Origin of the sequence: Sphingobium sp. EP60837, assembly GCF_001658005.1 — a bacterium.
Taxonomy (GTDB): domain Bacteria; phylum Pseudomonadota; class Alphaproteobacteria; order Sphingomonadales; family Sphingomonadaceae; genus Sphingobium; species Sphingobium tyrosinilyticum.
In genome coordinates this window covers 205,711-229,863 of sequence record NZ_CP015986.1, presented here as the reverse complement: position 1 = coordinate 229,863, position 24,153 = coordinate 205,711, and the positions used below count along the sequence as shown (strand labels likewise).

The following is a 24,153-nucleotide window of genomic DNA, read 5'->3' as shown; positions in this document are numbered from 1 at the left end:
TCGCTAGGAAGCTCCGCACGGACAGGTGGCCGAGTGGTTTAAGGCAGCGGTCTTGAAAACCGCCGTGGGTTTACGCTCACCGTGGGTTCGAATCCCACCCTGTCCGCCACATCTTGACGATCGTTACGGGGCTGCCTGCTGCTTAACCAGCGTTAAGGAGTAGCGGTCATCATCATGCTAACATCGAATTTCTCGATCGGGAGGTTTGCGATGACTGGCAATACAGACGCACGTTATCTTTTCCGGCGTGCGCGGGAGGAAGCCGCCAAGGCAAACAATGCCTTGGCCCGGCATGCTTCTGCCGAGGAGGTCGCTGCACATCGGGAACTGGCGCTGCGCTACAAGGTAAGGGCGCTGGCGGCCTCTTGCCCGGATCAGGTGTTGCACGACGCCATGGAAAATTTCGACATGCCGGGCGATCGAGGCGCCGGTAAGTCCGCGCATTAAGCCGGCAGATCTTTAAAGAAAACGCCCCCGCGCAAGGGATGCCGGGGGCGTGACCTGTATGCTGTCGGGCATCCAAATCGCGTCGCCGTGTAGCAGAGGACATGGGGCGCGGCAATCCGGAAGATCCCTTATTCCGTAGCGTCAGACAATCACGGCCTGATTGGCTCAGCTGACCTCGCGCGGGAGTGGGACAAAAAGGCCAATTGAATTCGAACGCGTTGTCCTCACATGGGGCCATGCAAAGCAAAGGCCAGATGATGGACAAGGGAAAACAAGACATGGCTCAACCCGCCAAGAACTGGCCGCGCCGGTCGCCGATCGAGACCGGAGCACTGGGGCGATGCCCGCGATGCGGCGAGGGGCATATTTTTCGAGGCTTCCTGACGCTGCGGGACCGGTGTGAGGTGTGCGGGCTGGACTATTCCTTCGCGGACCCTGCCGATGGCCCGGCGGTGTTCGTGCAGTTGTTCGCCTGCGTTCCGGGCGTGATCTTCATCGTGATGCTGGAGATATTGGCCCGCCCGCCGCTGTGGGTGCACATCGCGGTGGGCATTCCGGTGTTGATCTTGACGACCGTGCTACCGTTGCGGCCGATCAAGGGTTGGCTGGTGGCGGCGCAATATGTGACGAAGGCGCAGGAGGCCGGGACCGCCGACCTTTGGGCGAAGTTGCATGGGGATGATCGCGGGGGGTGAGCGTCTCCTGATTTTGATCCGTTACCCCGGAGGTAATCCGGGGCCTTCGTATCGCTTAGCGAACCCCAGGACAAAGCGGGACCCCGGATCAAGTCCGGGGTGACGAGTGAATGATTTTGGACCCGCTGGTAATCAGGCCAAGGCGCCGTGGCAGTGCTTATATTTCTGTCCGGAACCGCAGGGGCATGGCGCATTGCGGCTGATATCGAGATTGGCGAAGTCGCCTGGCTGTGCATTCCCGACAGGTGGCCGCGGCAGGGTGGTTGTAATGCCGCCGAGCTGGCCTGCATCAATGTCGCTGCTATTATCCTCGCCCGAGAAGGGGTCGATATGCGTGGTGATGAAGTCGGGCAGCACGGGCAAATCGAACTCGGGGAGCGGTTCTTCCATCCGGAACTGAACGCGGGCGATCGAGCCGGTTACGTCCTCGCGAATATTGCTGAGCATGCGCTCGAACAGGGCGAAAGCTTCCTGCTTATATTCGTTGATCGGCGTCTTTTGCGCATAGGCCCGCAGATGAACGACCTGGCGGAGGGCGTCGAGGGTGGAGAGATGCTCCTTCCAATGGTGATCAAGGCTCTGGAGCAGGATCGACTTTTCGATCATGTGCCAGTTTTCCGGATCGATCTCCTTCACCTTCTCCGCCACTGACTCGTCGGCCAGCGCATTCAGACGTTCCTCGATCATCTCCGGATCGACGGCGTCTTCGGAGAGCCAGGCGTCGAAATCAGGTTCCAGGCCAAGGATTTCGGCAGTGCGCGCCTTGAGCCGGTCGATATCCCATTGTTCGGGATAGGTGCCGGGCGGGCAGGATGCGCCGACCAAGTCATTGACCGTTTCACGGCGCATGTCAGTGACCACATCATCCACCGTGTCGGCGTCCATGATATCGGCGCGCTGCTCGTAGATGACTTTGCGCTGGTCGTTCATGACGTCGTCATATTCGACGACCTGCTTGCGGATATCGTAGTTGCGCGCCTCGACCTTCTTTTGCGCGGTTTCGATCGCCTTGCTGAGCCATTTGGAGGGGGGCAGCGCTTCGCCATCCTCCAGGTTCGAGCGGATCATCTTCGCGAACATCGTGTCCGGCCCAAAGATGCGCATCAGGTCATCGTCGAGGCTGAGATAGAAGCGCGAAAGGCCGGGATCGCCCTGACGGCCCGAGCGGCCGCGCAACTGGTTGTCGATGCGGCGGCTCTCGTGGCGCTCGGTCGCAAGCACGAACAGGCCACCGGCAGCGAGCACCTCGGCCTTCTCGGCCTCGATCTCCGCCTCGATCCGGGCGATGGCGGCCTCGCGCTCCGGGCCCTCCGGCACATCGCGCAGCTCGTCCTCGACGCGCATTTCCAGGTTGCCGCCCAATTTGATGTCGGTGCCGCGACCGGCCATGTTGGTGGCGATGGTCACCGCGCCCTTGCGGCCCGCCTGCGCCACAATGTGGGCTTCGCTTTCGTGGAAACGCGCGTTGAGGACCGCGTGTTCGACGCCTTCCTGGTTCAGGAACTCGGACAGCATTTCAGACTTTTCGATCGACACCGTGCCGACCAAGACCGGCTGCCCCTTTTCCGCATGGACCTTGATGGTCTTTGCGATGCCGCGGAATTTGTCTTCGAGATTCTTGTAGAAGCTGTCTTCCTCATCGACACGCTGCACCGGCCGGTTGGTCGGGATGGTAACGACGTTCATCTTGTAGATTTCGTAGAATTCGGTCGCTTCCGTTGCGGCCGTGCCGGTCATGCCCCCGAGCTTCGGGTACATGCGGAAAAAATTCTGGAAAGTGATCGAAGCGAGTGTCTGGTTCTCCGGCTCGATCTGGACGGCTTCCTTGGCCTCCACAGCCTGATGCAGGCCGTCCGACCACCGGCGACCTTCCATCATTCGACCAGTGAACTCGTCGATGATGATGATCTTGCCATCCTTTACGATGTAATCGATGTCCCGGCGGAACATGACATTCGCACGCAACGCCTGATTGACGTGGTGGACGACGGCGGTGTTCTCGAAATCATAGAGGTTCGCGCCCTCAAGCAGGCCCGCATCCTCCAGCATGCGCTCAATCTTTTCGGTGCCATCCTCGGTCAGGGTGACGGTGCGCTGCTTTTCATCCTTCTCATAGTCGGGTTCGTCGAGGCGCTTCACGATCGCATCGACAGCGACGTAGAGTTCCGACTTGTCGTCAGTGGGGCCCGAGATAATCAGCGGCGTACGGGCTTCGTCGATCAGGATCGAGTCCACCTCATCGACGATGGCGAAGTTGAAGGGCCGCTGCACCATCGACGCGCGGTCATATTTCATATTGTCGCGCAGGTAGTCGAAGCCGAGTTCGTTGTTCGTCGCGTAGGTGATGTCGGCATTATAGGCTTCGCGGCGCTGATCCTCCGACAAATTGGGGACGATCACGCCGGTGGTCAGGCCAAGGAAGCGATAGACCTGGCCCATCCAGTCGCAGTCGCGGCTGGCGAGATAGTCGTTCACCGTGACGACGTGGACGCCTTTCCCTTCCAGCGCATTGAGGTAGGTGGCGAGCGTCGCGACCAGCGTCTTACCCTCGCCAGTGCGCATTTCGGCGATCTCGCCGCGATGGAGCACGATGCCGCCGACCATCTGGACATCATAATGGCGCTGGCCCAGCGTGCGCTTGGCGGCTTCGCGGACGGTGGCGAAGGCTTCGGGAAGCAGGTCGTCCAGGGTTTCGCCCTGAGCCAGGCGTTCCCGGAACTTGGTGGTCTGCGCCGTCAGTTCCTCGTCGCTCATGGCGGAAATGGCCGGCTCGAAGGAAGCGATGCGATCGACGATCTTGCCCAGCGACTTGACGTAGCGGTCGTTGGACGATCCGAAGACTGACTTGGCGAGTGCGCCGAACATGCAAGTTCCTGACAAAAGGGGGTCGCGCACCCTGTTCAAGGTGACGCGCACGGATATGCGCGGCGATTTAGGGTTTGGGCGGAAGATAGTCAATTGAGAGCAGTTGACGCGGGCGAATGTTGACCGCCGCCGCATATCCGCTAATCCGCCCCAATGACACAGCGTTCTCCCCTTGCCCCCGAAGCTTTTCCCGATCTTCCTCCCATTGCTGGGGTGACCATGCGCGTGGCGCGGGCCCGGTATAAGAATTGGGACCGCTGTGATCTGACCTATGCCGAGCTGGCCGAGGGCACCGTGGTGGCGGGTGTCACGACGCAGAGCAAGTGCCCTTCCCCCGAGGTCGAATGGTGCCGTGACGCCATCCCGCTGGGCTCAGCGCGCGCGCTGGTGGTGAATGCGGGCAATGCCAATGCCTTCACTGGCCATCGCGGCCGGGCCGCCGTCGAGGCGATCGCGGCGAAGGTTGCGAACCATCTGGGATGCCTGCCCTCGGACGTGTTCATTTCCTCGACCGGAGTGATCGGAGTGCCGCTGCCCGTGGACAAGGCGGAGGCCGGACTGGAAGCAGCCTTCACCGCACCTGCTTGCGGCTGGGAAGAAGCTGCGAACACGATCGGCACCACCGACACCTATGCCAAGGGCGCACGCGCAAGTGCGATGATCGGCAGCACGCGGGTCGAGTTGGTGGGGATCATCAAGGGTTCGGGCATGATCGCGCCGGATATGGCGACGATGCTCGGCTATATCTTCACGGACGCCGCGATCGAGCCCAAGCTGCTGCAGCAGATGCTGTCGGCCGCGAACAAGCGGACCTTCTCCTGCATCACGGTCGATAGCGATACTTCGACCAGCGACACGGTTCTGGCCTTCGCGACGGGCAAGGCGGGCAATGCCCCGCTTGCATCGATGGATGATGCGGGCGCGGACGCCTTCCAGGCTGCGCTTGGCGACCTTTGCCTGCAACTGGCGCATCTGGTGGTGCGTGACGGCGAGGGCGCTTCCAAGTTCATCGAAATCAATGTCGAAGGTGCGGACAGTGACGCAAGCGCGCATCGCATCGCGCTATCGATCGCCAACTCGCCCCTGGTGAAGACCGCGATTGCGGGCCAAGACGCCAACTGGGGCCGCGTCGTCATGGCCGTGGGCAAGGCGGGTGAGCCCGCTGATCGGGACAAGCTGTCCATCCGCTTCGGCGTGACGCAGGTCGCTTCGGCTGGCCTCGCCGTTGAAGGCTATGACGAAGCACCCGTAGCGGCACACCTCAAGGGGCAGGATATTGAGATCGGCGTCGACCTGGGCCTGGGCGAAGGCCGTGCGACAGTGTGGACCTGCGATCTGACGCACGGATATATCTCGATCAACGCGGATTATCGCAGCTGATGCCGATCGAACTGCATGATCCGGTCGTCGCTCTGATGCGCGAGGTCGCGCGGGATGTGATCATGCCGCGCTATCAGAATCTGCGGGCCGAGGAGATCAGCGAGAAAGCCGTCGATGACCTTGTCACCATCGCGGACAAGGAAAGCGAGATCAGGCTGGCCGAGGGCCTGGCGAGCATCCTGCCGGAAGCCGGGATCATCGGCGAGGAAGCTTGTGCAGCGGACCCGGCGATCCTCGAACGGGCCGGTGACGGGCTGAACTGGATCATCGACCCCATAGATGGCACCGGGAATTTTGCGGCGGGGCGGCCGCCTTTCGGCATCATGATCGCATTGGCGGATGCAGGCACCACGTTGGCGGGATGGATATTGGACCCGCTGACGGGAAGGCTGTGCCACGCCATTCTCGGTGCTGGCAGCCATATCGACGGCGAGCGGGTGCAAGCGCGGGAAAGCGGTGACGTGCTGCCGATCGCGGCGCTCGCGGTCTATTTCATGACGCCTGAGGAGCGCGCGGACATTCAGGCGCGTGCGGACGGGAATTTCACGCTGGTGGACATTCCGCGCTGCGCAGCCGAGCAATATCCGCGCCTGGTCCTTGGGCAGAATGACGTGTCAGTATTTGCCCGCACCTTGCCATGGGATCATGCGGCAGGGACGTTATTGCTCAATGAAGCAGGCGGCTGTTGCCAGCGGCTGGACGGGTCGCCTTACATGGTAGGCGATTTGCGCCGGGGACTGCTGGGTGCATCGTCGCCGCGCCTGTGGGACGCAGCGGCCGAGACGCTGTTCGGTGAAGCCCGTTCGGGCTGAGCTTGTGGAAGCCCAGCCCTTCTTCTTCGAATGAAGCGGATGCCCTTCGACAAGCTCAGGGCGAACGGACGAGATGGCTTACAGGACGCTTTCGATCCAGCCCTTGAGCGCGCTCTTGGGAGCCGCACCGACCTTGGTCGCGGCGGCTTCGCCATTTTTGAACAGGATCATCGTCGGAATACCGCGCACGCCATATTTGCCGGGGGCCTCCGGATTCTCGTCAATGTTGATCTTCGCGATCGTGACCTTGTCTGCCAGTTCGTCGGAGATTTCCTCCAAGGCTGGGCCGATCATCTTGCAGGGGCCGCACCATTCTGCCCAGAAATCGACGAGCACGGGCTTGTCGGCGTCGATCACGTCCGCCTGAAAGCTAAGGTCGGTGACTGCCTTGGTAGCCATATTATATATCTCCTTCAGTTGGGCGGATATCTAGGATGATGACGCACCCGTCTCAACGGGTGAAAGCGGCAAATTCTCCTCCGCGGGGTAGAAGCCGGGCTTGTGCGCTGCCAGCAGATCATCGGGAAGCGTGATCAGGCGCGGCGCGCTGGTATAGAGGAGCCCCGCCTCAATGCGGCGGTTGGGGAAAATCACCTGAAGCGCGGCGGCATAGGCGGCCATCTGGCGCACATGGGCGGACGGCACTTCCTCCGGCGTCAGGGGGGCGATGCGGCCAGTCTTGAAATCCACGACCTGCACCAGATCCGGAGAGACGCAAAGGCGGTCCACCGTTCCTGCAACGACCACCTCGCCGACGACCGCCGCGACCGGGGCTTCGGCCAAGGCTCCGGGTTTGAAGAGAGGCGCAAAATCGCTGTCTTCGATCACCCGCAACGCCTGAGCGATGATGTCATGACGCAACGCGGAGTCCGAAGCACCCTGCTGCTGAAGCCACCGGTCTGCGCGCTCCCTGCGCTGGCCTGGGGGCACATCGGGCAAGCGTTCGAACAGCGCGTGCAGCCATCGGCCGCGTTCGCTGGCGGCACGCATGGCGGGCGTAGGCGGGGGATAGGGAACGTCATCCTCGACCGGCGCGGACGGCGCCAGGGGCCGGGGCGGACGCGCTTCCTCCGGCGCAGGCTGGCGCAGCCAGACCGGTTCGGCATGGACTGCGCTTTCGCTGACCGTTGAGGTTTCGGGTGCGCGAGATGGCAGGACTTCCCTACCTTGCCAGCGGCGGCGGGCGCCCCATAGGGGGTCATCCTCCCACTCGGCGCCCAAAGCGATGAGCGCATTTTCAACGGCGCTGAACCAGCTTTCGGGCTGAGACAGCCCCCTGGCGCGGGGGCCGAGCGAGCCGGTAACGATCAGCCTTTCCTCTGCACGCGTAAGCGCGACGTAGAGCAACCGCCAATGCTCCTCCCGCTCGGCGGCGCGGGCGTCCTCCAGCACCTGGCCTATGGGGCCAAGCCGCTCCGATTTGCGCGGGGCGAGGATCGGCAGGCCATTCCACGCCAGCGAGTCGCTACGCGTTCCGGCATCCGGATCGAGGCAGGCGTCAGCCAGTATGACGACCGGCGCCTGGAGGCCCTTTGCCCCATGGACCGTCAACAGACGAAGCGAGTCGCCCTGCGCCGCAGCATCGCGGACGATCTCCACCTCGCCCCGGTCGAACCAATCGACGAAGCGTTGGAGCGAGGGATGGTCGTCGCTCTCGAAAGCGAGCGCGGCGTTCAGCAATTCCTCGATCGGGTCGGTGGCCTCGATGCCCAGCCGCTCGATCAGGCGGCGGCGTCCCTCCATGAGGCCGGACAGGATTGCTTCCAGGTAACGGTAGGGCGTGGTGAGGTCCGCGCGGCCCAGCAGGGTGCGGAGTGGCGCGAGCAAATCGTCGTCCAACGTGCGCGCAAGATGCTGCCACAAGCCGATCCGGCGTCCCATGGCGCGGATCATCAGATCGTCCTGCGACCAGCCGATCAGCGGCGAGACGAGGAGCGCGGCGAGGTTCAGATCATCTTCGGGCTGTACGGCGAAGCGCAACGCCGCCAGCAGGTCGCGCACGGCAAGCGGCGCGTTGAGGCGCAGGCGGTCGATACCGGCAACGGCGACCCCCTCCTCATAAAGTCGCGCGACGATCAGGCGCGCGAGTTCGCTGCGGCGGCGGACGAGGATCATGATGTCGCCGGCGGTGACAGGTCGGCCGCGGCTTTCGAGCATCATGCGGTCATGGATCCATTGGCGGATCTGGCGGGCGATATTCTGAGCGAGCAGGCGTTCCTGATCGGCGACCCAATCCTCCTCCCCCTCCGCGTCATCAGACAGGCCCGCGATGGCCGGTTTCCAGAGCAGGACCTCGCCGGGAAAGCGATTAGCGCTGATATGGCGGACATCGCCTTGAGGGAGGCCCAGTCTTTCGGCGTTCAAGGTGGCGATAGTATGATCGACGACATCCAGCACCGCGGGGGTGGAACGGAAGCTGCGTTCCAGCGACAGGTCGTGAAAGGGATGATCGGCATCCTCGGCATGACGCTGAAACAGGATCTGAGCGGCGGCGAATGCCTGCGGGCTGGTGCCCTGGAATCCGAAGATCGCCTGCTTGAAATCGCCCACGGTGAAGACGGTTCGAACCCTGTCGCCCTTCGCGCCCTCGCCAGCAAAAAACTCGGCGGCGAGGGCGCCGACGATCTGCCACTGGCTGACATTGGTGTCCTGCGCTTCATCGACCATGATGTGATCGATGCGCTGATCGAGCTTGTAGCGGATCCAGTCGGCAATGCCGGGCTGCGACAGAAGGCCCGCGGTGCGGGCGATCAGGTCGTTGAAATCGACGGCCCCGGCGAGTTGCTTCGCTTCGCCATAGGCGCGGGCGTAGGCGCGTCCGGCGTGCAGCCCCTGGGCGAGCAGGTCGGCATAGGTGGCCAGCGCCTTGAGGCTCAACAGCTCGGCACAGCGGGAATGGAGCCGCGCGCTTGCTTCGCCATAGCCATCGATTGGCGGCACCCAGCCCTTGGCGGAGATGATGTCGCCGTCCGCCTTCGCCCAGGCCGCGTGCAGATCAGCGAGCATCTCGGCTCGCCCAAGGGCGTCGAGGGCGCGCCAGCGAGCGATGCGATCGCAACGTTCGAGCGCACGACCTGTGCCCCAATCCGCATTGGCCTGCGCAACCCAGGCGAGAGAACGCATATCAAACTGCGCGTCGTCGCATTCGCTGGCGATGTGGGCGATAATATCGCCTTCGGGCAGGCCGAGTTCGCGGTAGAGCCAGGGGGCGATGCCTTCCGGCAACTGTTCAAGCGCCGGGAGGTGCGCAGCGCAGCGGATGAGGAATTGCTCCGCCCCGCCCTCGCCCAAGCGCAAGCTGATCGCCTGCAGCGATTGCATCAGTGCATCGTCGCCTTGCTCCTGCGCGCGCACGACGAGGTCCGCGAGCGTCTGGCGGGCTAGATGCGCCTGTTCGCGCTGGTCAAGGGGACGGAAACCGGGGGATAGTTCGGCCTCTAGCGGAAAGGCGGTCAGCAACTGCTGACAGAAGCCATGGATGGTCTGGATGCGAAGACCGCCGCCGGTGGATTCCAGCACTTCGGCAAAGAGGCGACGAGCGCGGTCGCGCGCCTCCGGACCGGATTCTTCGTGAAGCGCCTCCAGATCCGCGAAAAGTTCGCCCTCCTCCATCTGGACCCAGGCGGCGAGGCGATCATGAATGCGGTCGGCCATTTCGGCCGCACCAGCCTTGGTGAAGGTGAGACAGAGGATATTTTCCGGCCGCACGCCCTGAAGCAGCAGGCGAAAGACGCGAGCAGTCAGCACATGGGTCTTGCCCGTTCCGGCCGAGGCGGAAAGCCAGACATGCGCGTCAGGCGCGGCGGCCAGCGCCTGCGCGCCGGCGAGCGGCTGGAGAGCGCTTGATTTCCTAGCCATCGTCGCGCCCATACCATTCTTCCAGCCGCATCAACTGGTCATAATCGCCATAGCTGGCCACTTCAGGATTTACCTGCGCGTCGAAGGGAGCCTGGCCGGTGAGATAAGCGCCAGCCACCTCCTCGAACCGGGCATGGACGAAGGAGGTGAAGTCGGCCGTCACGATCTTGTCGCGCTTGCCCATCGGATCAACCGGGCTGTCCCGATAACCGAATGCGTCATTCTTCTTGGCGAGCGACCAATATTCGAAACAGCCTGCCGTCTGCGCACTATCGATTGCAGGGAAGCCGCCCTGCTCCGCAATCAAGCCGAGCAGGCCCAATTGCAGCGAATAGCCTGCCTTCACCTGTTTGGCGCTGGGGGGCTTGCCCGTCTTGTAATCGACGATGGCGAGCGAGCCGCCCGGCATGCGATCGATCCGATCGGCCTTGCCTGTCAGGGTGACGCCAGCGATATCGGCGCGGCCGTCGGTTTCCACGGCTAGGATCGTGCGGCCCGCGGCCTGATCGGCGGCGACCTCCACAGCGATCCATCGGATCGCTTCGATAAGACGGGGTTGCCACAGGGCCTTGAGCAGCGGGTGAACATCGGGCCGGTCGAACATGGCGCGGGCACGAGCTTCAAGATCAGCCGGGTCGCGACGCCCAGCCTCGGCCCACCGCTGGAGAATTTCATGAACGGCTGTGCCCCGCCATGCCGGCCCCGCGTCGGCATCGATCGGATCGAGGCGGTTCAGCCGCAGGATGCGCTTGGCGTAGAAGGCGTAGGGATCCGCTTTCAGGCGATCGACGTCGGTGACGGCGATCAGCTTTGGGCGGACGGACCCGGGCGGAACTGGCGCCGGACGGCGGCTGGGCTTGTGGCTGGTTGGACGGTCGAGCGCCTGCGCGAGCGCGGCGTAGCGGTCCGCGCTCTTCCACTGAGGCCCCGCCATGGCCTTTAGCCGCAGCCAGAAGCGGGAGGCGACAGCAGGTCCTCCCGTACCTCTTCTGGCGCGGGTGATGAGGACATGGGGAGCGCCGAGCGCGCTCGCAAAGTCATGGGCAGCGCGCCCGATACGGCTCTCAAGCCCCGGAAGGCCAAGCTCCCGCCTGATCCGGGGAGCGAGCCAGGGGTCGGGCGATGGCAGGCCAGGCCAAGTGCCTTCGTTGAGGCCCCCCAGGATCATGACGTCAGCCTGCACAAGCTGCGCCTCGATGAGACCCAAGATGGCGATACGGGGATGGCCGCCTTGCACCGGACGGATGGACAGGCCGCCGAGCATATGGTCGAGGAGGGTCGGGAGCGAGCGGACATCTGCCTGCTGCGGCCCTTCAGCGGCGGCCTGCTCCATTTCGGCGAAAAGATCGGCGGCGGCGCGGCCCTGGACGCCCGACCAGACTGCGTCGCCGGTCAATATCCCGGCCTGCTCCCGGATCGCGGCGAGTTGAGCCGAGAAGGACGGAGCGGTAGTGAAGACCTGCTCCAAGGGAAGGAGCAGCGCGCGGGCTGTCTGCCACCATTGCAGCACTTGCGCGCGCAGGTTGCGCTGGCGGTCCTCTCCCTCCCGCGCGGCGAGCAAAATGTCGATGCCTTGGAGTCCAGCGGGAGGACGCGGACCGCGGAGCAATAAATCCAGCCCGCGCACGCCCTCCAGCCAAGGCAAACGCTGATCGCCGCGCATCACCAGCGGATGTTTCAGCAATGTCAGCATGGCAACGGGCGCGAAGCGTTCCGCCACCGCTTCGGCAAGAGCGATGAGCAACGTGCCGGGCGGCAGGCGCGACAGTGGCAGACCAGCGGAATCATCGGCCGCGATGCCCCATCGCGCCAGGTGGGCGGAGACACGAGTCGCGAGTTGACGGTCGGGGGTGACCAAGGCTGCGGTGCGGCCCGGCGTCTCGATGGCTTCGCGCAACGCTATAGCGATTGCCTGCGCTTCCTCACCGGGTGTCGCCACTTCCAGCGCCTCCACCCCAGCGAGCGAACGGTCGGCCGTCTTGAGATCGCGCCAGCGGCTGGTGAGGCGGGGAGGCAACATCGCGTTCGAGATGTTGCGGTTGCGGACTGCCCGCGCGTCATGCTCGCTGCCCCAGCGCCACAGCGCCACATCGTCGCGCGTCGCGCTCATCCGGTCGAGCAGACGCTTCAGGGCATATTGGGGGTGGCTTTCATGCCCTGCCGGGGCACGGCCTGTGATCGGGTCCGCTGGGTATGGGCCGATCGCGTCCCAGGCCACATCGTCCATTTCCTGATCCAGCCCGGCGAACACGACACTGCCGCGCGGCAGAATTGCGATCTGCCGGAGGAGGCTGGCGACGGCGGGCGCTGTTGTCGCAATCCCTGCGGCGATGACGAAGCCAGACGGCGACTCCTCGCCCCAGCGCGCAGCCAGTCGATCAAATAAGCGATTGCGCCGATCGGCAAGGTCGATGAGGCCGAGCCGGGCAAGTTCCTCCGGCCAGCGACGGATGAGGATGGAAAAGAGATCGAGCGATCGCTGCCAGTGGCCGGAAAGCTCGTCGGAAAGGGACAGATCGCCGAGCGCCGTGACGGGCACCCGCTCCACCTGCATCTGGTCGAGCACGGCGCCGAGCGCCTGTCCGAGCTTGATCGCCTGGGCCGCATCGATGGGCGGGCTGGACGCCTGCTGCACCATACGGGCCAGGATCATTTGCCGCCGCATCGGCGCGATCGCGGGCGGGATCGCTTCCCCCTCGCCCAGCGGATCGAGCGCCCCGCCGGCCTGCTCTCCCAGGTCCGGATCACCGATCGCGACCAGTCGCGGCAGCAGCAATCCACCGCCTGACCGGCGGACAAAGGCGTCGCTGACCGCGCGGATGGCGCGGTTGGTCGGCAGCAGGATCATGCCCTGTGCCAAAGCCATGGCGTCGCCCCCATGCTGGGCGATGATGCCTGCGGCCAGCGCGTCGGAGAAGGCACGGTGCGCCGGGATGTTAAACAACGCAGGCCGGGTGCGATCACCCATGAGCGAGCATAGACTCTACAATCGGAATGGCGCGCGGCGTGCCGACATCGAACCAGAGGCCCTGGTGCGATACGCCATAGAGACGGCCCGCCTCTATGGCCCGATTCCAGAAAATGTTGGTGGAGAAGACGTCCGATGGCGGATCGACCAGCAGGCTGGGCGAGAGGATCTGCACACCTGTAAAAACGAAGGGCGCGACATGGGCGGGTTTGCGCCGGCTGAGATGGCCGGTTGCGTCCATGTGGAAGTCACCAGGACCCGTATGACAGTGCGCTCTGGCCAGCGGCACCAGCAACAGCAGCGCATCCATCCGATCGGGGTCCCACAGGCGCTGCATCATGCCCAATGTTTCCTGCGGGCCGTCGATCCACAGATTGTCGCTATTGGCGCAAAAGAAGGGCTTGTCCCCAAGCAGGTGCCGGGCATGGATGAGCCCCCCGCCCGTCTCCAGCAGCTTGGCCCGCTCGTCGGAAATCAGCACCTGCATGCCGTTGCATTGCGCATGCAGATGCGCCTCCACGGTGTCGGCGAGATAATGGACGTTCACCACGACCTTGCGGACCCCACCCGCCGCAAGCCGGGCGAGCGCATGATCCATCAAGGGCTTGCCTGCAACCTTGACCAGCGGCTTTGGCCGGGTCGCCGTGAGCGGACGCATCCGCTTGCCGAGCCCTGCCGCCATCAGCATTGCCGTGTCGATCATGCCGGGGCCTGATCCTGAAGAGCGGCATGGCGCTTGTCTGCCGGGATATTCCCGGCAAACCATTCTGCGACCGGCGCAAGGGCGGGATGGGCGAGATCGCGCTCCAGCAAGTCCCACATGCGGGGCAGGAAGGAAAGATAGCGCGGCTTTCCGTCACGCTTCCAAAGGCGGGTGAAGATACCGATGATCTTCGCATTGCGCTGAGCGCCAAGGACTGCATAGGCGGCGTCGAAGTCGGCTGGCGGATTGGCGATCACGCGATAATGGTCGAGCATCGCAGCTTCTACGGCCGGCGGCACATCGCGCCGGGCGTCCTGGAGCAGCGACACAAGATCATAGGCTGGATGGCCCGCCAGCGCGTCCTGGAAGTCGAGAAGGCCCAGGCCGCGTGCTTCAGGCCGATCGATCAGCATGATGTTTTCGGCATGATAGTCACGCAGCACGGTGACCCTGGAACTGGCGGACTGTTCGACGATCGGCAACACAGCGTCCCATGCGCGAACATAGGCGTCCGCATTCACGGGCAGACCGATGGCCGGGCAATACCATTCGGTGAGCAGGCCAGCCTCCCGCTGATACACTTCGCGGTCGTAGGGCGGCAAGTCTGCGGCGGGCAGGCGGTGGAGGTCGGCGAGCAGTTCGACGGCGCGCGTATAAACCTCGACCTCATCGACGGGACGATCGTCCAGATGTTCCTTGACCCGCAGGTCGCCGAAATCCTCGATAAGCACCAAGCCTTCATCAAGATCGCGCGCCAGGATGGCGGGTGCTGCAAAACCCTGCCCCACCAGATGCTCGGCAATGGCGATGAAGGGACGCGGATCCTCATGAGGCGGCGGCGCATCCATCAGCACGGCGCGGCGGGCGCCATCGACGACGCGGAAATAGCGGCGAAAAGAGGCGTCACCCGCCAGCGGAACGATCGCCGCACGCTCCCACCCTGCAGCTGAGAGGAACGCGGGAGCGGCGGCGGGCGGGATCATATCTGCGACCATCGCTCCGTCCAAGCGTCCGGCACGCGCGCTGTCAAGCGCCGAGCGCCGTTGGGTTCGATGTCGATGTGGAGCCGCAGCGCATCGGGCCAGGTGTCCGGACCCAAACGGTCGGGCCATTCGACGATCAGCAGACTGTCCATGAGATAGTCATCGAGCGCCAGCTCCTCCGCTTCCTCCGCATGATCCAAACGATAGAGATCGACATGAGCGACGGGCAGCTTCACTTCGGGCACGTCATAGGGCTGGACGATGGCGAAGCTGGGGCTCGGAGCTTCCCCTTCGAGGCCCAGCCCTTCCAATATTCCGCGCGCCAGCGTCGTCTTGCCCGCTCCGAGGCCGCCTTCCAGCGCGATGACGTCGCCAATGCGCGCCAGATCGGCGAGGCGGCGGCCGAGCGCCAGCATGTCCGCTTCATTCGCCAAGGCGACGGCCGGTTCAGCCACGGGGAAGCTCAATCACGGCCATGGTGCCCTGCCCCGGCTCGGACACAAGTTGCAGGCTTCCGCCGTGCGCTTCGGCCAACTGCTTGGCCAGCGGCAGGCCGATACCCGCCTTCTCTCCATTGCGCGCCTGCTCCGCACGGGCAGCGGCATCGAACAGGCTTGCCTGACGCTGAACCGTGATGCCGGGACCGTTATCTGATACGACCAGCCGAGCGCTGTCTTCGCTGCCATCGCCATGCAGCAGCACGCGCGCGCCACGCCCGCTGTAGCAGACGGCATTTTCCAGCAGGTGGTCGAGCGCCTGGCCGATCCTGCGGCGGTCACCTTCGACTTGGCCCAGCGTTTCATGAAGCGATAGGGCCAGGTCTATCCCCTTAGCCGTGGCTTCGCCCTTGATGCGCGCGACGCTTTCCTTCGCCAATTCGGCAAGATCGACCGGACTGCGATCAATCGGCAGTGTTCCCGCTTCGCCCTGGGTCAGGTCCAGAACATTGTCGATCAGCATCGAGAGCCGGTTGGTGCTCTGCAAGATACCATCGACATATTCCTTCGCCGACTCGCTGATCTCGCCCGCATAACCTGCGCTCATCATCTCGGCGAAGCCCGCGATGGTGGTGAGGGGCGTGCGTAATTCGTAGCTCATATTGGTGACGAAGGCCGTCTTCACCCGATCGGCCTGCTCCAGTGCTTCGTTGCGGTCGCGCAGCACCTGTTCGACGCGGCGGCTGTCGGTGACATCGAGCATGGTGAAAAGCGCGTTCCCATCAGGCAACGGGATAGCGGCGAATTCGAAGATGCGGCCGTCCGCAAAACCGACATGGCCGACGCGCTGCTTACGCTCAACCGTGGCCGCACGAACCAGTTCGCGAACGAGGTTGGCCTGTTGCGGCTTGGCTAGGCGCGACTGAACGGCGCGCAGCAGTTCGTCGATGCGCGGATGCTGGGCCAGCAGGTCTTCGGAAATGTCCCAGATCGTGCGGAACCGGCTGTTCCAGAGAGACAAGCGGCCGTCGGAGGAAAAGACGCCGATCGACTCGAACAGATTGTCGAAGGTCGCGGTACGGACCCGCAGCAATGTGTCGCGCGCGCTGGAAAGCTGCACCTGCTCGGTGCGATCCTCGAAGATGAGGAGCAAGCCGCCGTCCGGCAGCGGCTGGGCATAGACGCGTAAATGGGTGCCGTCGGCAAGCAGCCAGTTTTCCTCGCGGGGATCGGGCGAAAGGAACCATTCGCGGCGTTCCGCGCGCCAAGCGGGAAAGTCGCGATGTTCCGGCAGGCGGCGCGCTTCCCGCATGCGGTCCAGCACGCGCTCGAACACCGGCTGGTCGGCAAGATGGTCCTGATCAAGGCCGAACAGGCTCATGAACGGCTGGTTCCAGAAGCGCAGCGTCCGGTCCGGGCCGAAGCGCGCCACGCCGGCGGAAAGACGATCAAGCAAGTCGCGCTGCGCGTCTTCCAGGCGGCGATGCTCGACGCGGGCCTGCTCCAGTTCATTCTGGTCCATCGCGAAACCTGCGACACCAGCATCGCCCAGGGGCACATCCACGACGCGCATCGTGCGCCTCTCACCATCGATGGTGGCGGGCACCATCCGTTCTACAGCGCGGCTTTCTGCAAGCGCCTGTTCGGCCGCCGCTTCGGGGCTCAATCCGCCAACCGCCTCTACCAGTTCCGTGCCGTGGGCGATAACGTCGGCCGCATTGTCCCCGTCCACCGCACGGACATAAGCGGCGTTGACGAGGCTGAGACGCATGTCCGGGGTGCGATGCCACATCGGGAAGGGTGCGGCTTCGACTAGGCCAGCCAGCGCCTCCAGCGCGTCACGCAATTGCTCAACCTTGCTCGTCAACGCCTGGATTTCGGACTGGCTGTCGGTCGCGTCGAAAATCCAGAGGACCACGCCGCCGCTCTCCGCCAGGACCGGCCCCGCAGGCGCGCCACGAACAAGGAGCAGGCGCGAAGAACCTTCGCCGCGGACCGGCAGCGCGAAACTGCGCCCGGCACGCTGAGCGGCGGCGATTTCCTGCGCAAGGGCGGCGGCATCCTCTGGTTCCAGGCCCCCATCGGAAGCGGTCAGTTCAGAGACAAAAGTGGGAACACGGTCCTTGCCCAGCCATTTGGCCAGGCGATCTGCGGCTTCGATCCGGCCGTCGGCATGGATAATGACGGGCGCAGCGGGCGCGGATGCCAGAAGGCTCGACAAGCGGTCGAATTTGCCCTGCGCCTGCGTCCCTTCTCGCCGCATGCGTTGGCCCGTCGATAAGGCCCAGACGCCGGCGGCGAGCCATCCGGCGAGCACGATTCCCAATATGGTGGCGGCAAGAGGGGTCAATGACGTCATTGCGTCTGCTTACCCCTCGTCACGACCTGCCAGCCCCTTTGCATGATTATCAGGGGACTAACCCAACTCGCAGGCAGCGTGAAGCGGTCAGAGGGAAAGAATTATCATTGATACGCTTGAGGCGCGGCCACAACTCCTGGCGGCCACCAACAAAAAGGGGAGGCGTTGGCCTCCCCTTCCCTGTTCGCTCAGTAGCGGTAATGGTCCGGCTTGAATGGCCCTTCCTGGGTCACGCCGATATAGGCGGCCTGCTTGGGGGTCAGCTTGGACAGCTTCACGCCCAGCTTTTCAAGGTGAAGCGCGGCGACCTTCTCGTCCAGATGCTTGGGCAGCACATAGACGTCGTTCTTATAGGTGTCCGACTTGGTCCACAGTTCGATCTGCGCCAGCACCTGATTGGTGAAACTGGACGACATGACGAAGCTCGGGTGGCCGGTGGCGCAGCCCAGGTTCACAAGGCGGCCCTTGGCGAGGACGATGATCTTCTTGCCGTCAGCGAATTCGACTTCATCGACCTGTGGCTTGATTTCCGTCCACTTCATGTTGCTGAGCCCAGCGATCTGGATCTCGCTGTCGAAGTGGCCGATGTTGCAGACGATCGCCATGTTCTTCATCGCGCGCATGTGATCGACGGTGATGACGTCTTCATTGCCGGTCGCGGTGACGAAAATGTCGGCGCGGGTCGCCGCTTCTTCCATCGTCACGACTTCATAGCCCTCCATCGCCGCCTGCAGCGCGCAGATCGGATCGACTTCGGTCACCAGCACGCGGGCGCCGCCGTTGCGGAGCGAGGCGGCCGAACCCTTGCCCACGTCACCGAAGCCAGCGACCACGGCGACCTTGCCAGCCAGCATGACGTCGGTGGCGCGACGGATGGCGTCGACCAGCGATTCCTTGCAGCCGTAGAGGTTGTCGAACTTCGACTTGGTGACGCTGTCGTTGACGTTGATCGCCGGGAAGGGAAGCTTGCCCTTCTTCGCCAGTTCATAGAGGCGGTGAACGCCGGTGGTGGTCTCTTCCGAGACGCCCTTGATCGCGGCGACGGTCTTGGTGAGGTAGCCCGGACGCTCGGCGAGGTAACGCTTCAGCGTCGCGACGAAGATTTCTTCTTCCTCATTGCCGGGGGTGAACAGCTCTTCCCCAGCTTCGACACGCGCGCCCCACAGAGCGAACATGGTGGCGTCGCCGCCGTCATCCAGGATCATGTTGCAGGTCGTGTCACCCCATTCGAAGATGCGGATGACATAGTCCCAATATTCTTCCAGCGTCTCGCCCTTGACGGCAAAGACGGGGATGCCGCGCGCGGCGATGGCGGCGGCGGCATGGTCCTGGGTCGAGAAGATGTTGCACGAGGCCCAGCGGATCTCGGCGCCCAGTTCGGCCAGCGTTTCGATCAGCACGGCGGTCTGGATCGTCATGTGCAGCGATCCGGTGATGCGCGCGCCCTTCAGCGGCTTGGCAGCGCCAAATTCCTGACGAAGCGCCATCAGGCCGGGCATTTCGGTTTCGGCGATCTCGATTTCCTTGCGGCCGAAAGCGGCAAGGCTGATGTCGGCGATCACATAATCCTGCGCCTGAGCGGCGGGTGCGGTGGCCACGAGCGGGTCTCCATTGGTCTAGAATGTGCCGGAGCCGCTCGACGAGCGAAACGGCGGCGATGGGCTGCGCTTTACCAATCGCCGCCGTTGATGGCAACTCAATATAAAGTTTTCTTTATGTCAGTCCTGCGGGTCCCGCGCAGCGACGGCGACAGATGCCCTGCTCTCCACTTCCTTACCAGCGATCGCCATCACCACATCGCAGCGGGCGCCCGACAAATGAGGGGTGACTCCGGCCGCGTCGGCTAGTTCCAGCAGAGCCGAGCGGGTCGCAGGCAGCGCGTTGGCGGCGTCCGTGATTGACTGAAGATCCCGGCAAGCAAGCCCATCGGCTCCCGCCCCATAGACGTTCGCGAGCTGGGTCACATAATTGTCATAGGCCCCCAGCGCACCGACAGGCCCAGCCACCGAGCGGAAATGTTCACGCAGTTCATCGTTAACCTGTGTCAGGGCCTCCCGCTTTTCGCGGATGAAGCGATTATAGGCTGTGAGGAAATTGCTGCCGGTGGAGCGGCAGCGCAACGCGGATACCATCAGCATCATCTCAAAATCGCGGATTTGCGCGGCTTCTACAGCAACCGGCTTCCAACAAGTTGAGGCGCTGGCTGGCGCAAGCGGCATCGCCGCGGCAATGACTGCCGCCACAAACTTCTTCATAATGTAAACCCCCGTGCAATATCCTGTGCCAGAGGGTGCGCCCGTCCGCTTGCCGCATCGTCAACAGACAGGGTTAGCGGAATTTTACCGCATTCGGTTCAGTTACGATGCAGAAACAAGCCATGCTAACCGCCATCGTTGCGCGGCGGCATCGGAAATGACCACAGAAAAATCTGGCGCCGCGTCAGGCCGAACCCGCGCCGCTCACAAGATGAGAAGCATCGACTCCGGCCGCGGCATAAGCGGCGGCCCATTTCTTTTCCGCCGGGACGGTGAATAGAATGTCCGCGGTGCAATCCACCGGGAACCAGCTTTCTCCGCTCATTTCCCGGTCCAGTTGACCAGCACCCCACCCTGCATAGCCGAGCGCGACGATATACCGGCTGGGGCCGGTGCCTTCTGCAATGGCTTTCAGGATTTCGAGCGAGCCGGACAGGCCCCAATCAGGACCGACCTCCACCATGTCATGCCCTTTCCAATCGAGCGAGTGGAGGACGAAGCCACGGCGGGGTTCGACTGGCCCTCCCCGCAGCACCGGCAGGTCGGGCACATTACGCGCGTCGATGTCGAAACTGTCGAGCAGGTCGTGCAGCCCCACCCCTTCGATCTCGTCACTGACCGAGATGCCCAGGGCGCCATTTTCATCATGGACGCAAATGGCCACGACCGAATGATCGAAACGCATATCTTCCATGCCCGGCAGCGCGAGCAGGAACTGACCGGCATAGGAGCGGGACTGGTTCATGGTGCGAATATACGCCGCCCAGCGTCTTTGCCAATGGCGGGCTGTCGTTCGCAGGAGGCAACGCGGCACATTCGTGCCCTTGACAGAGCGCGCGGCAGCGCCGACCTCCCGCGCTACAACGGCAGGAGACAGAACATGACCATCAGCAAGGGGGATCGCATCCCCGCCACCACCTTCACCAAGATGACCGATAATGGTCCGGAGCAGGTCTCCTCCGACGAGTATTTCGCAGGCCGGACTGTTGCGCTCTTTTCCGTTCCCGGCGCCTTCACCCCGACCTGCTCGGCCAAGCATCTGCCCGGCTTCGTCGAAAAAGCCGAAGTGTTGAAGGAAAAGGGCATCGATGAAATCGCCTGCACCGCCGTCAATGACGCTTTCGTGATGGGCGCCTGGGGCAAGTCTGCCGGCGCGGATGAGAAGGTTACCATGCTGGCGGACGGCAATGGCGACTTTGCGAAGGCGCTCGGGCTCACCATGGACGGCAGCAAGTTCGGCATGGGCACGCGGGGGCAGCGTTTCTCGATGATCGTCAAGGACGGCGTGGTTGCCGAACTGAATGTCGAGGAACCGGGCAGCTTCCAGGTTTCTTCGGCGGACCATCTTCTGGGCCAGCTCTGAACTTAAAAAGACCGCGCGGCATCCTCTTTGCCGCGCGGCCTCGGCTTTCTTCCGTCACATATCTGCGGTAGCAAGGGTCGATGACCAAAAGCATCGGCAGCGCGGCGGTTGCGCAACTCGACCGGATATATCAGGCCTCCATCGGAAATCTGCGCGAGGCGATGCAGGCTTATGGCCGCGATGGCAGCGTGCCTCCGCCAGAGGCGAAATCCGACCGCCGATATTGTTATCCCGAACTGCGCATCACGCATAATGCGGAGACCGACGCGCCGCCGCCCGGCCGATCGTTCGCGCGCCTGTCGAAACCGGGCCTCTATGTGACCACCGTTACCCGGCCAGGCATGTTTGCCGACTATCTGTCGGAACAGATCGACCTGCTGGTCCGGGATTATGGCGTCGCGGTCGAAACGGGGATCAGCGACCAGCAAATTCCCTTTCCCTATGTGCTCGATGGCCTCGACATCAGCGCGCTGGATGGGACGCCGCCGACCGAACTGGCGCGGCATTTCCCGGCGACTGAGTTGGCTGAGATCGGCGATGAGATTGCGGACGGCCTCTTCATGGCGAATGCGGAAGGACACCGGCCGCTGGCGCTATTCGACGGGTTGCGTACCGATTTCTCTCTGGCCCGGCTGAAACATTATACCGGCACGCCAGCGGAACATGTTCAGCGCTATATCCTCTTCACCAACTATCACCGCTATGTGGACGAATTCGTGGACTGGGCCTGCGCGGAGTTGCGGCGGGAAGGCGCGCCCTACACGGCGCTGTCTGGCGCGGGTGGCGTCTATGTGACGCGCGAGACGGCTGATCCGGCCCGGATGATCGCCGACAGCGCCTGGCGCAAGCACCAAATGCCCGCCTATCATCTGATCGCGCCGAACCGCAGCGGGATAACGCTTGTGAATATCGGTGTTGGACCGGCCAACGCCAAGACTATATGCGACCATCTGGCGGTAGTGCGCCCGGAAGCTTGGCTGATGATTGGCCATTGCGGCGGCCTGCGTCCCAGCCAGCGGATCGGGGACTATGTGCTGGCCCATGCCTATCTGCGCGATGACAAGGTGCTGGATGACATGCTGCCGCCCGAGATTCCGGTGCCAGCCATCGCTGAGGTGCAGGTCGCCCTAGCGAAAGCGGCCGAGGCGGTGTTGGGCGGTAATGACGAAGAGGATTTCAAACGGCGCTTGCGCACGGGCACGGTCGTAACCACCGACGACCGCAATTGGGAGCTGCGTTATTCCAGTTCCGCCTTGCGCTTCAGCCTATCGCGCGCCGTCGGGATTGACATGGAGTCGGCCACCATTGCGGCACAAGGCTATCGTTTCCGGGTGCCATACGGGACGCTGCTTTGCGTTTCAGACAAGCCGATCCATGGCGAACTTAAATTGCCAGGACAGGCAAACCGATTTTATGAAGAAGCGATCTCTGGGCATTTGCGCGTCGGGTTGATGACCTGCGAATTGCTGCGACAGGAAGGGCCCAAGCTGCATAGTCGCAAGCTGCGGGCCTTCAACGAACCCCCGTTCCGCTAAGCACAGCCCATCGACTTTGCACGTTCGCGGTCAGGCACTTAGACGCTGAGAAAATCCAGTATAGCCTGCCCCAACTCTTTCCGGGTCACGGCATTCATGTGATTGCCGGGAATCTCCACATAACGGCCGTTGGGTAGCGCGTCGGCAAGTTCCTGTGCGACGCCATTGTCCTGATCGTCCGCGCCGCAGATGACTTCCACCGGCTGGGTGAAAGTCGCGATCTTCTCGGCTTGCGTATCGACGAAGGTGTTGAGGATGTGGAGCATTGCCACCGGATCGCCCTTGGTGGTCTTGAGAAACGCCTCCGTCATCCATTCGGACGTACCGCGCTCAAACGTACCAAGGTTGGTAAGGACCTTCTTGTAGTAGCCGCCCTTGTCGAGGGTGTGGACGAGGCCGCGCAAGCCCATGCCCGCCAGGACAACGCGGCGCGGGGTTGCGCCCCGTGCGAGCATCCGCACCGTGGTGCGCGCGCCTAGCGAATAACCGCCCAGATCATAGTCAGTCAGCCCCAGCTGTTCGATCACAGCCAGATTGTCATCGGTCAGCGCGTCGGGCGGATAGGCAGCGGCGTCATGCGGCTTTCCGCTCTCACCATGGCCACGCAAGTCAGGCAGGATTAGGCGGAAGCCAGCCTCCACCAAACGGGCGGCATGGCCATAGCGTACCCAATTCGTGTAAGCGTTGGAGAAATAGCCATGGATCAGGACCAAATCGCGCCCTTCGCCCGCGACATGCACGGCGATGGGCAAACCACCAAGCCCCTTGATCTCCAGCTTTTCCATTGCAAGGTCCGTCATGGTCGCTCCGTAGATGTAGCCGGGTGCGATATGGCGTCAGCCCCGCCTTGTCGAGACGGGCGCACGCACAGAAACAATATCGAGATTAGCGCGCCCGCCTGAGCCGCCGCCATGTCCTTTTGCGGGTCCCACACGTCGCCCTGCTGGCCATTATACCAATCGGCCGTTTCTCCCTCGGCCATCAGCGTCAGCAGCCATTCGAACATTTCATAAAGTGCGCCGACGAAGCCGATTGCGACGAAGCCAAACAGCAGGCTCCACCCCAGAGACATTCCGCCCCAACGCCGCGCGAACTGCGTGAGCGGTGGTGTCAGCAGCAGGCCGAAAGCAAAATGCACAAGGCGGTCATAGCCGTTGCGCCGCCACCCGAATGTGCCGGAAATATCATGACCAGTGATAGCGCGCGCCCAGTTATCATAGGGCACATAGGAATAGATGTAGCGGCCACCCAAGGTGTGCAGCAGCAGGAAGGCTAATATGCAGGCGACAGCGCCGTTCGTCAGCGGCCAGCGGCTCAGAAGCCAGGGGGCAACGAACGCCAAAACCAGCGTTGGCCCATGTTGCAGCGGTGACAGTTCGGGATAAGGCTGGTTGATCTGCGCGGCGGCGATGGCCGCGAGCAAAAGCAGGATCATCCGGCGCTGCGCTATCGGAAGGCTTTTCCAGACGGCAGCAGCACCGGATATCATCCGA

General features: G+C 63.3%; 19 protein-coding genes and 1 tRNA gene. 7 read left to right on the top strand and 13 right to left on the bottom strand.

The window, feature by feature from the left end; all coding sequences use genetic code 11:
• The first annotated feature begins 19 nt into the window (after positions 1-19).
• The 3 genes from EP837_RS01010 to EP837_RS01000 all read left to right on the top strand — a co-directional run bounded on the left by EP837_RS01010 (position 20) and on the right by EP837_RS01000 (position 1,142).
• Positions 20-109 (top strand) — tRNA-Ser (locus EP837_RS01010).
• A gap of 101 nt (positions 110-210) precedes the next feature.
• Complete coding sequence (locus EP837_RS01005; RefSeq protein ID WP_066523823.1) at positions 211-447, top strand: hypothetical protein; 237 nt, start codon at positions 211-213, stop codon at positions 445-447.
• A 278-nt stretch (positions 448-725) separates the two neighbouring features.
• Positions 726-1,142, top strand: a complete 417-nt coding sequence (locus tag EP837_RS01000; RefSeq protein WP_156518352.1) for a DUF983 domain-containing protein — start codon at positions 726-728, stop codon at positions 1,140-1,142.
• A gap of 132 nt (positions 1,143-1,274) precedes the next feature.
• Here the strand turns inward: EP837_RS01000 and secA are convergent, their stop codons facing one another.
• The gene (gene secA, locus EP837_RS00995; protein ID WP_066523822.1) at positions 1,275-4,007 is read right to left on the bottom strand and encodes a preprotein translocase subunit SecA; all 2,733 of its coding nucleotides are present in this window, start codon (positions 4,005-4,007) and stop codon (positions 1,275-1,277) included.
• A 153-nt stretch (positions 4,008-4,160) separates the two neighbouring features.
• Here secA and argJ point away from each other — a divergent pair, with 153 nt between their 5' ends.
• Together argJ and EP837_RS00985 are read left to right on the top strand one after the other, a co-directional pair.
• A complete protein-coding gene (gene argJ, locus EP837_RS00990) occupies positions 4,161-5,387 on the top strand; it encodes a bifunctional glutamate N-acetyltransferase/amino-acid acetyltransferase ArgJ (RefSeq protein ID WP_066523821.1) in 1,227 nt (408 codons plus the stop codon).
• Positions 5,387-6,199: an inositol monophosphatase family protein gene (locus EP837_RS00985; protein WP_066523820.1), complete on the top strand. Its 813-nt coding sequence runs from the start codon at positions 5,387-5,389 to the stop codon at positions 6,197-6,199. The genes argJ and EP837_RS00985 overlap by 1 nt, the downstream gene beginning before the upstream one ends.
• Positions 6,200-6,277: 78 nt before the next feature.
• On the opposite strand, the gene trxA is transcribed toward EP837_RS00985, so the two are convergent.
• The 10 genes from trxA to EP837_RS00935 all read right to left on the bottom strand — a co-directional run bounded on the left by trxA (position 6,278) and on the right by EP837_RS00935 (position 20,507).
• Positions 6,278-6,598: a thioredoxin TrxA gene (gene trxA, locus EP837_RS00980; RefSeq protein WP_066523819.1), complete on the bottom strand. Its 321-nt coding sequence runs from the start codon at positions 6,596-6,598 to the stop codon at positions 6,278-6,280.
• A 30-nt stretch (positions 6,599-6,628) separates the two neighbouring features.
• Positions 6,629-10,069: a double-strand break repair helicase AddA gene (addA, locus tag EP837_RS00975; protein WP_066523818.1), complete on the bottom strand. Its 3,441-nt coding sequence runs from the start codon at positions 10,067-10,069 to the stop codon at positions 6,629-6,631.
• Positions 10,050-13,025: a double-strand break repair protein AddB gene (gene addB, locus EP837_RS00970; RefSeq protein WP_066523817.1), complete on the bottom strand. Its 2,976-nt coding sequence runs from the start codon at positions 13,023-13,025 to the stop codon at positions 10,050-10,052. The genes addA and addB overlap by 20 nt, the downstream gene beginning before the upstream one ends.
• A complete protein-coding gene (locus EP837_RS00965) occupies positions 13,018-13,728 on the bottom strand; it encodes a nucleotidyltransferase family protein (RefSeq protein WP_066523816.1) in 711 nt (236 codons plus the stop codon). The genes addB and EP837_RS00965 overlap by 8 nt, the downstream gene beginning before the upstream one ends.
• Positions 13,725-14,711, bottom strand: coding sequence for an aminoglycoside phosphotransferase family protein (locus EP837_RS00960; protein WP_066528447.1), 987 nt, complete (start codon positions 14,709-14,711; stop codon positions 13,725-13,727). The genes EP837_RS00965 and EP837_RS00960 overlap by 4 nt, the downstream gene beginning before the upstream one ends.
• Positions 14,708-15,166: a tRNA (adenosine(37)-N6)-threonylcarbamoyltransferase complex ATPase subunit type 1 TsaE gene (gene tsaE / locus EP837_RS00955; protein WP_066523815.1), complete on the bottom strand. Its 459-nt coding sequence runs from the start codon at positions 15,164-15,166 to the stop codon at positions 14,708-14,710. The genes EP837_RS00960 and tsaE overlap by 4 nt, the downstream gene beginning before the upstream one ends.
• Positions 15,159-17,507, bottom strand: coding sequence for a sensor histidine kinase (locus EP837_RS00950; protein WP_066523814.1), 2,349 nt, complete (start codon positions 17,505-17,507; stop codon positions 15,159-15,161). Before EP837_RS00950 ends, tsaE begins: the two co-directional genes overlap by 8 nt.
• Positions 17,508-17,695: 188 nt before the next feature.
• Positions 17,696-19,105 carry an adenosylhomocysteinase gene (gene ahcY / locus EP837_RS00945; protein ID WP_066523813.1) on the bottom strand — a complete coding sequence of 470 codons (1,410 nt, stop codon included), beginning with the start codon at positions 19,103-19,105 and terminating at the stop codon, positions 17,696-17,698.
• Positions 19,106-19,225: 120 nt separating this feature from the next.
• Positions 19,226-19,762, bottom strand: coding sequence for a hypothetical protein (locus EP837_RS00940; RefSeq protein ID WP_066523812.1), 537 nt, complete (start codon positions 19,760-19,762; stop codon positions 19,226-19,228).
• Positions 19,763-19,946: 184 nt separating this feature from the next.
• The gene (locus EP837_RS00935) at positions 19,947-20,507 is read right to left on the bottom strand and encodes a YqgE/AlgH family protein (RefSeq protein WP_066523811.1); all 561 of its coding nucleotides are present in this window, start codon (positions 20,505-20,507) and stop codon (positions 19,947-19,949) included.
• 135 nt (positions 20,508-20,642) lie between these two features.
• On the opposite strand from EP837_RS00935, the gene EP837_RS00930 reads away from it, so the two are divergent.
• Complete coding sequence (locus EP837_RS00930) at positions 20,643-21,125, top strand: peroxiredoxin (RefSeq protein WP_066528444.1); 483 nt, start codon at positions 20,643-20,645, stop codon at positions 21,123-21,125.
• A gap of 80 nt (positions 21,126-21,205) precedes the next feature.
• Complete coding sequence (locus EP837_RS00925; RefSeq protein ID WP_066523810.1) at positions 21,206-22,660, top strand: AMP nucleosidase; 1,455 nt, start codon at positions 21,206-21,208, stop codon at positions 22,658-22,660.
• Between the two features lie 38 nt (positions 22,661-22,698).
• Here the strand turns inward: EP837_RS00925 and EP837_RS00920 are convergent, their stop codons facing one another.
• The gene (locus EP837_RS00920) at positions 22,699-23,460 is read right to left on the bottom strand and encodes an alpha/beta fold hydrolase (RefSeq protein ID WP_066523809.1); all 762 of its coding nucleotides are present in this window, start codon (positions 23,458-23,460) and stop codon (positions 22,699-22,701) included.
• Entirely contained in the window at positions 23,457-24,149 is a 693-nt protein-coding gene (locus tag EP837_RS00915; protein ID WP_066523808.1) for a DUF2238 domain-containing protein, read from the bottom strand. Before EP837_RS00915 ends, EP837_RS00920 begins: the two co-directional genes overlap by 4 nt.
• Positions 24,150-24,153 lie beyond the last annotated feature (4 nt).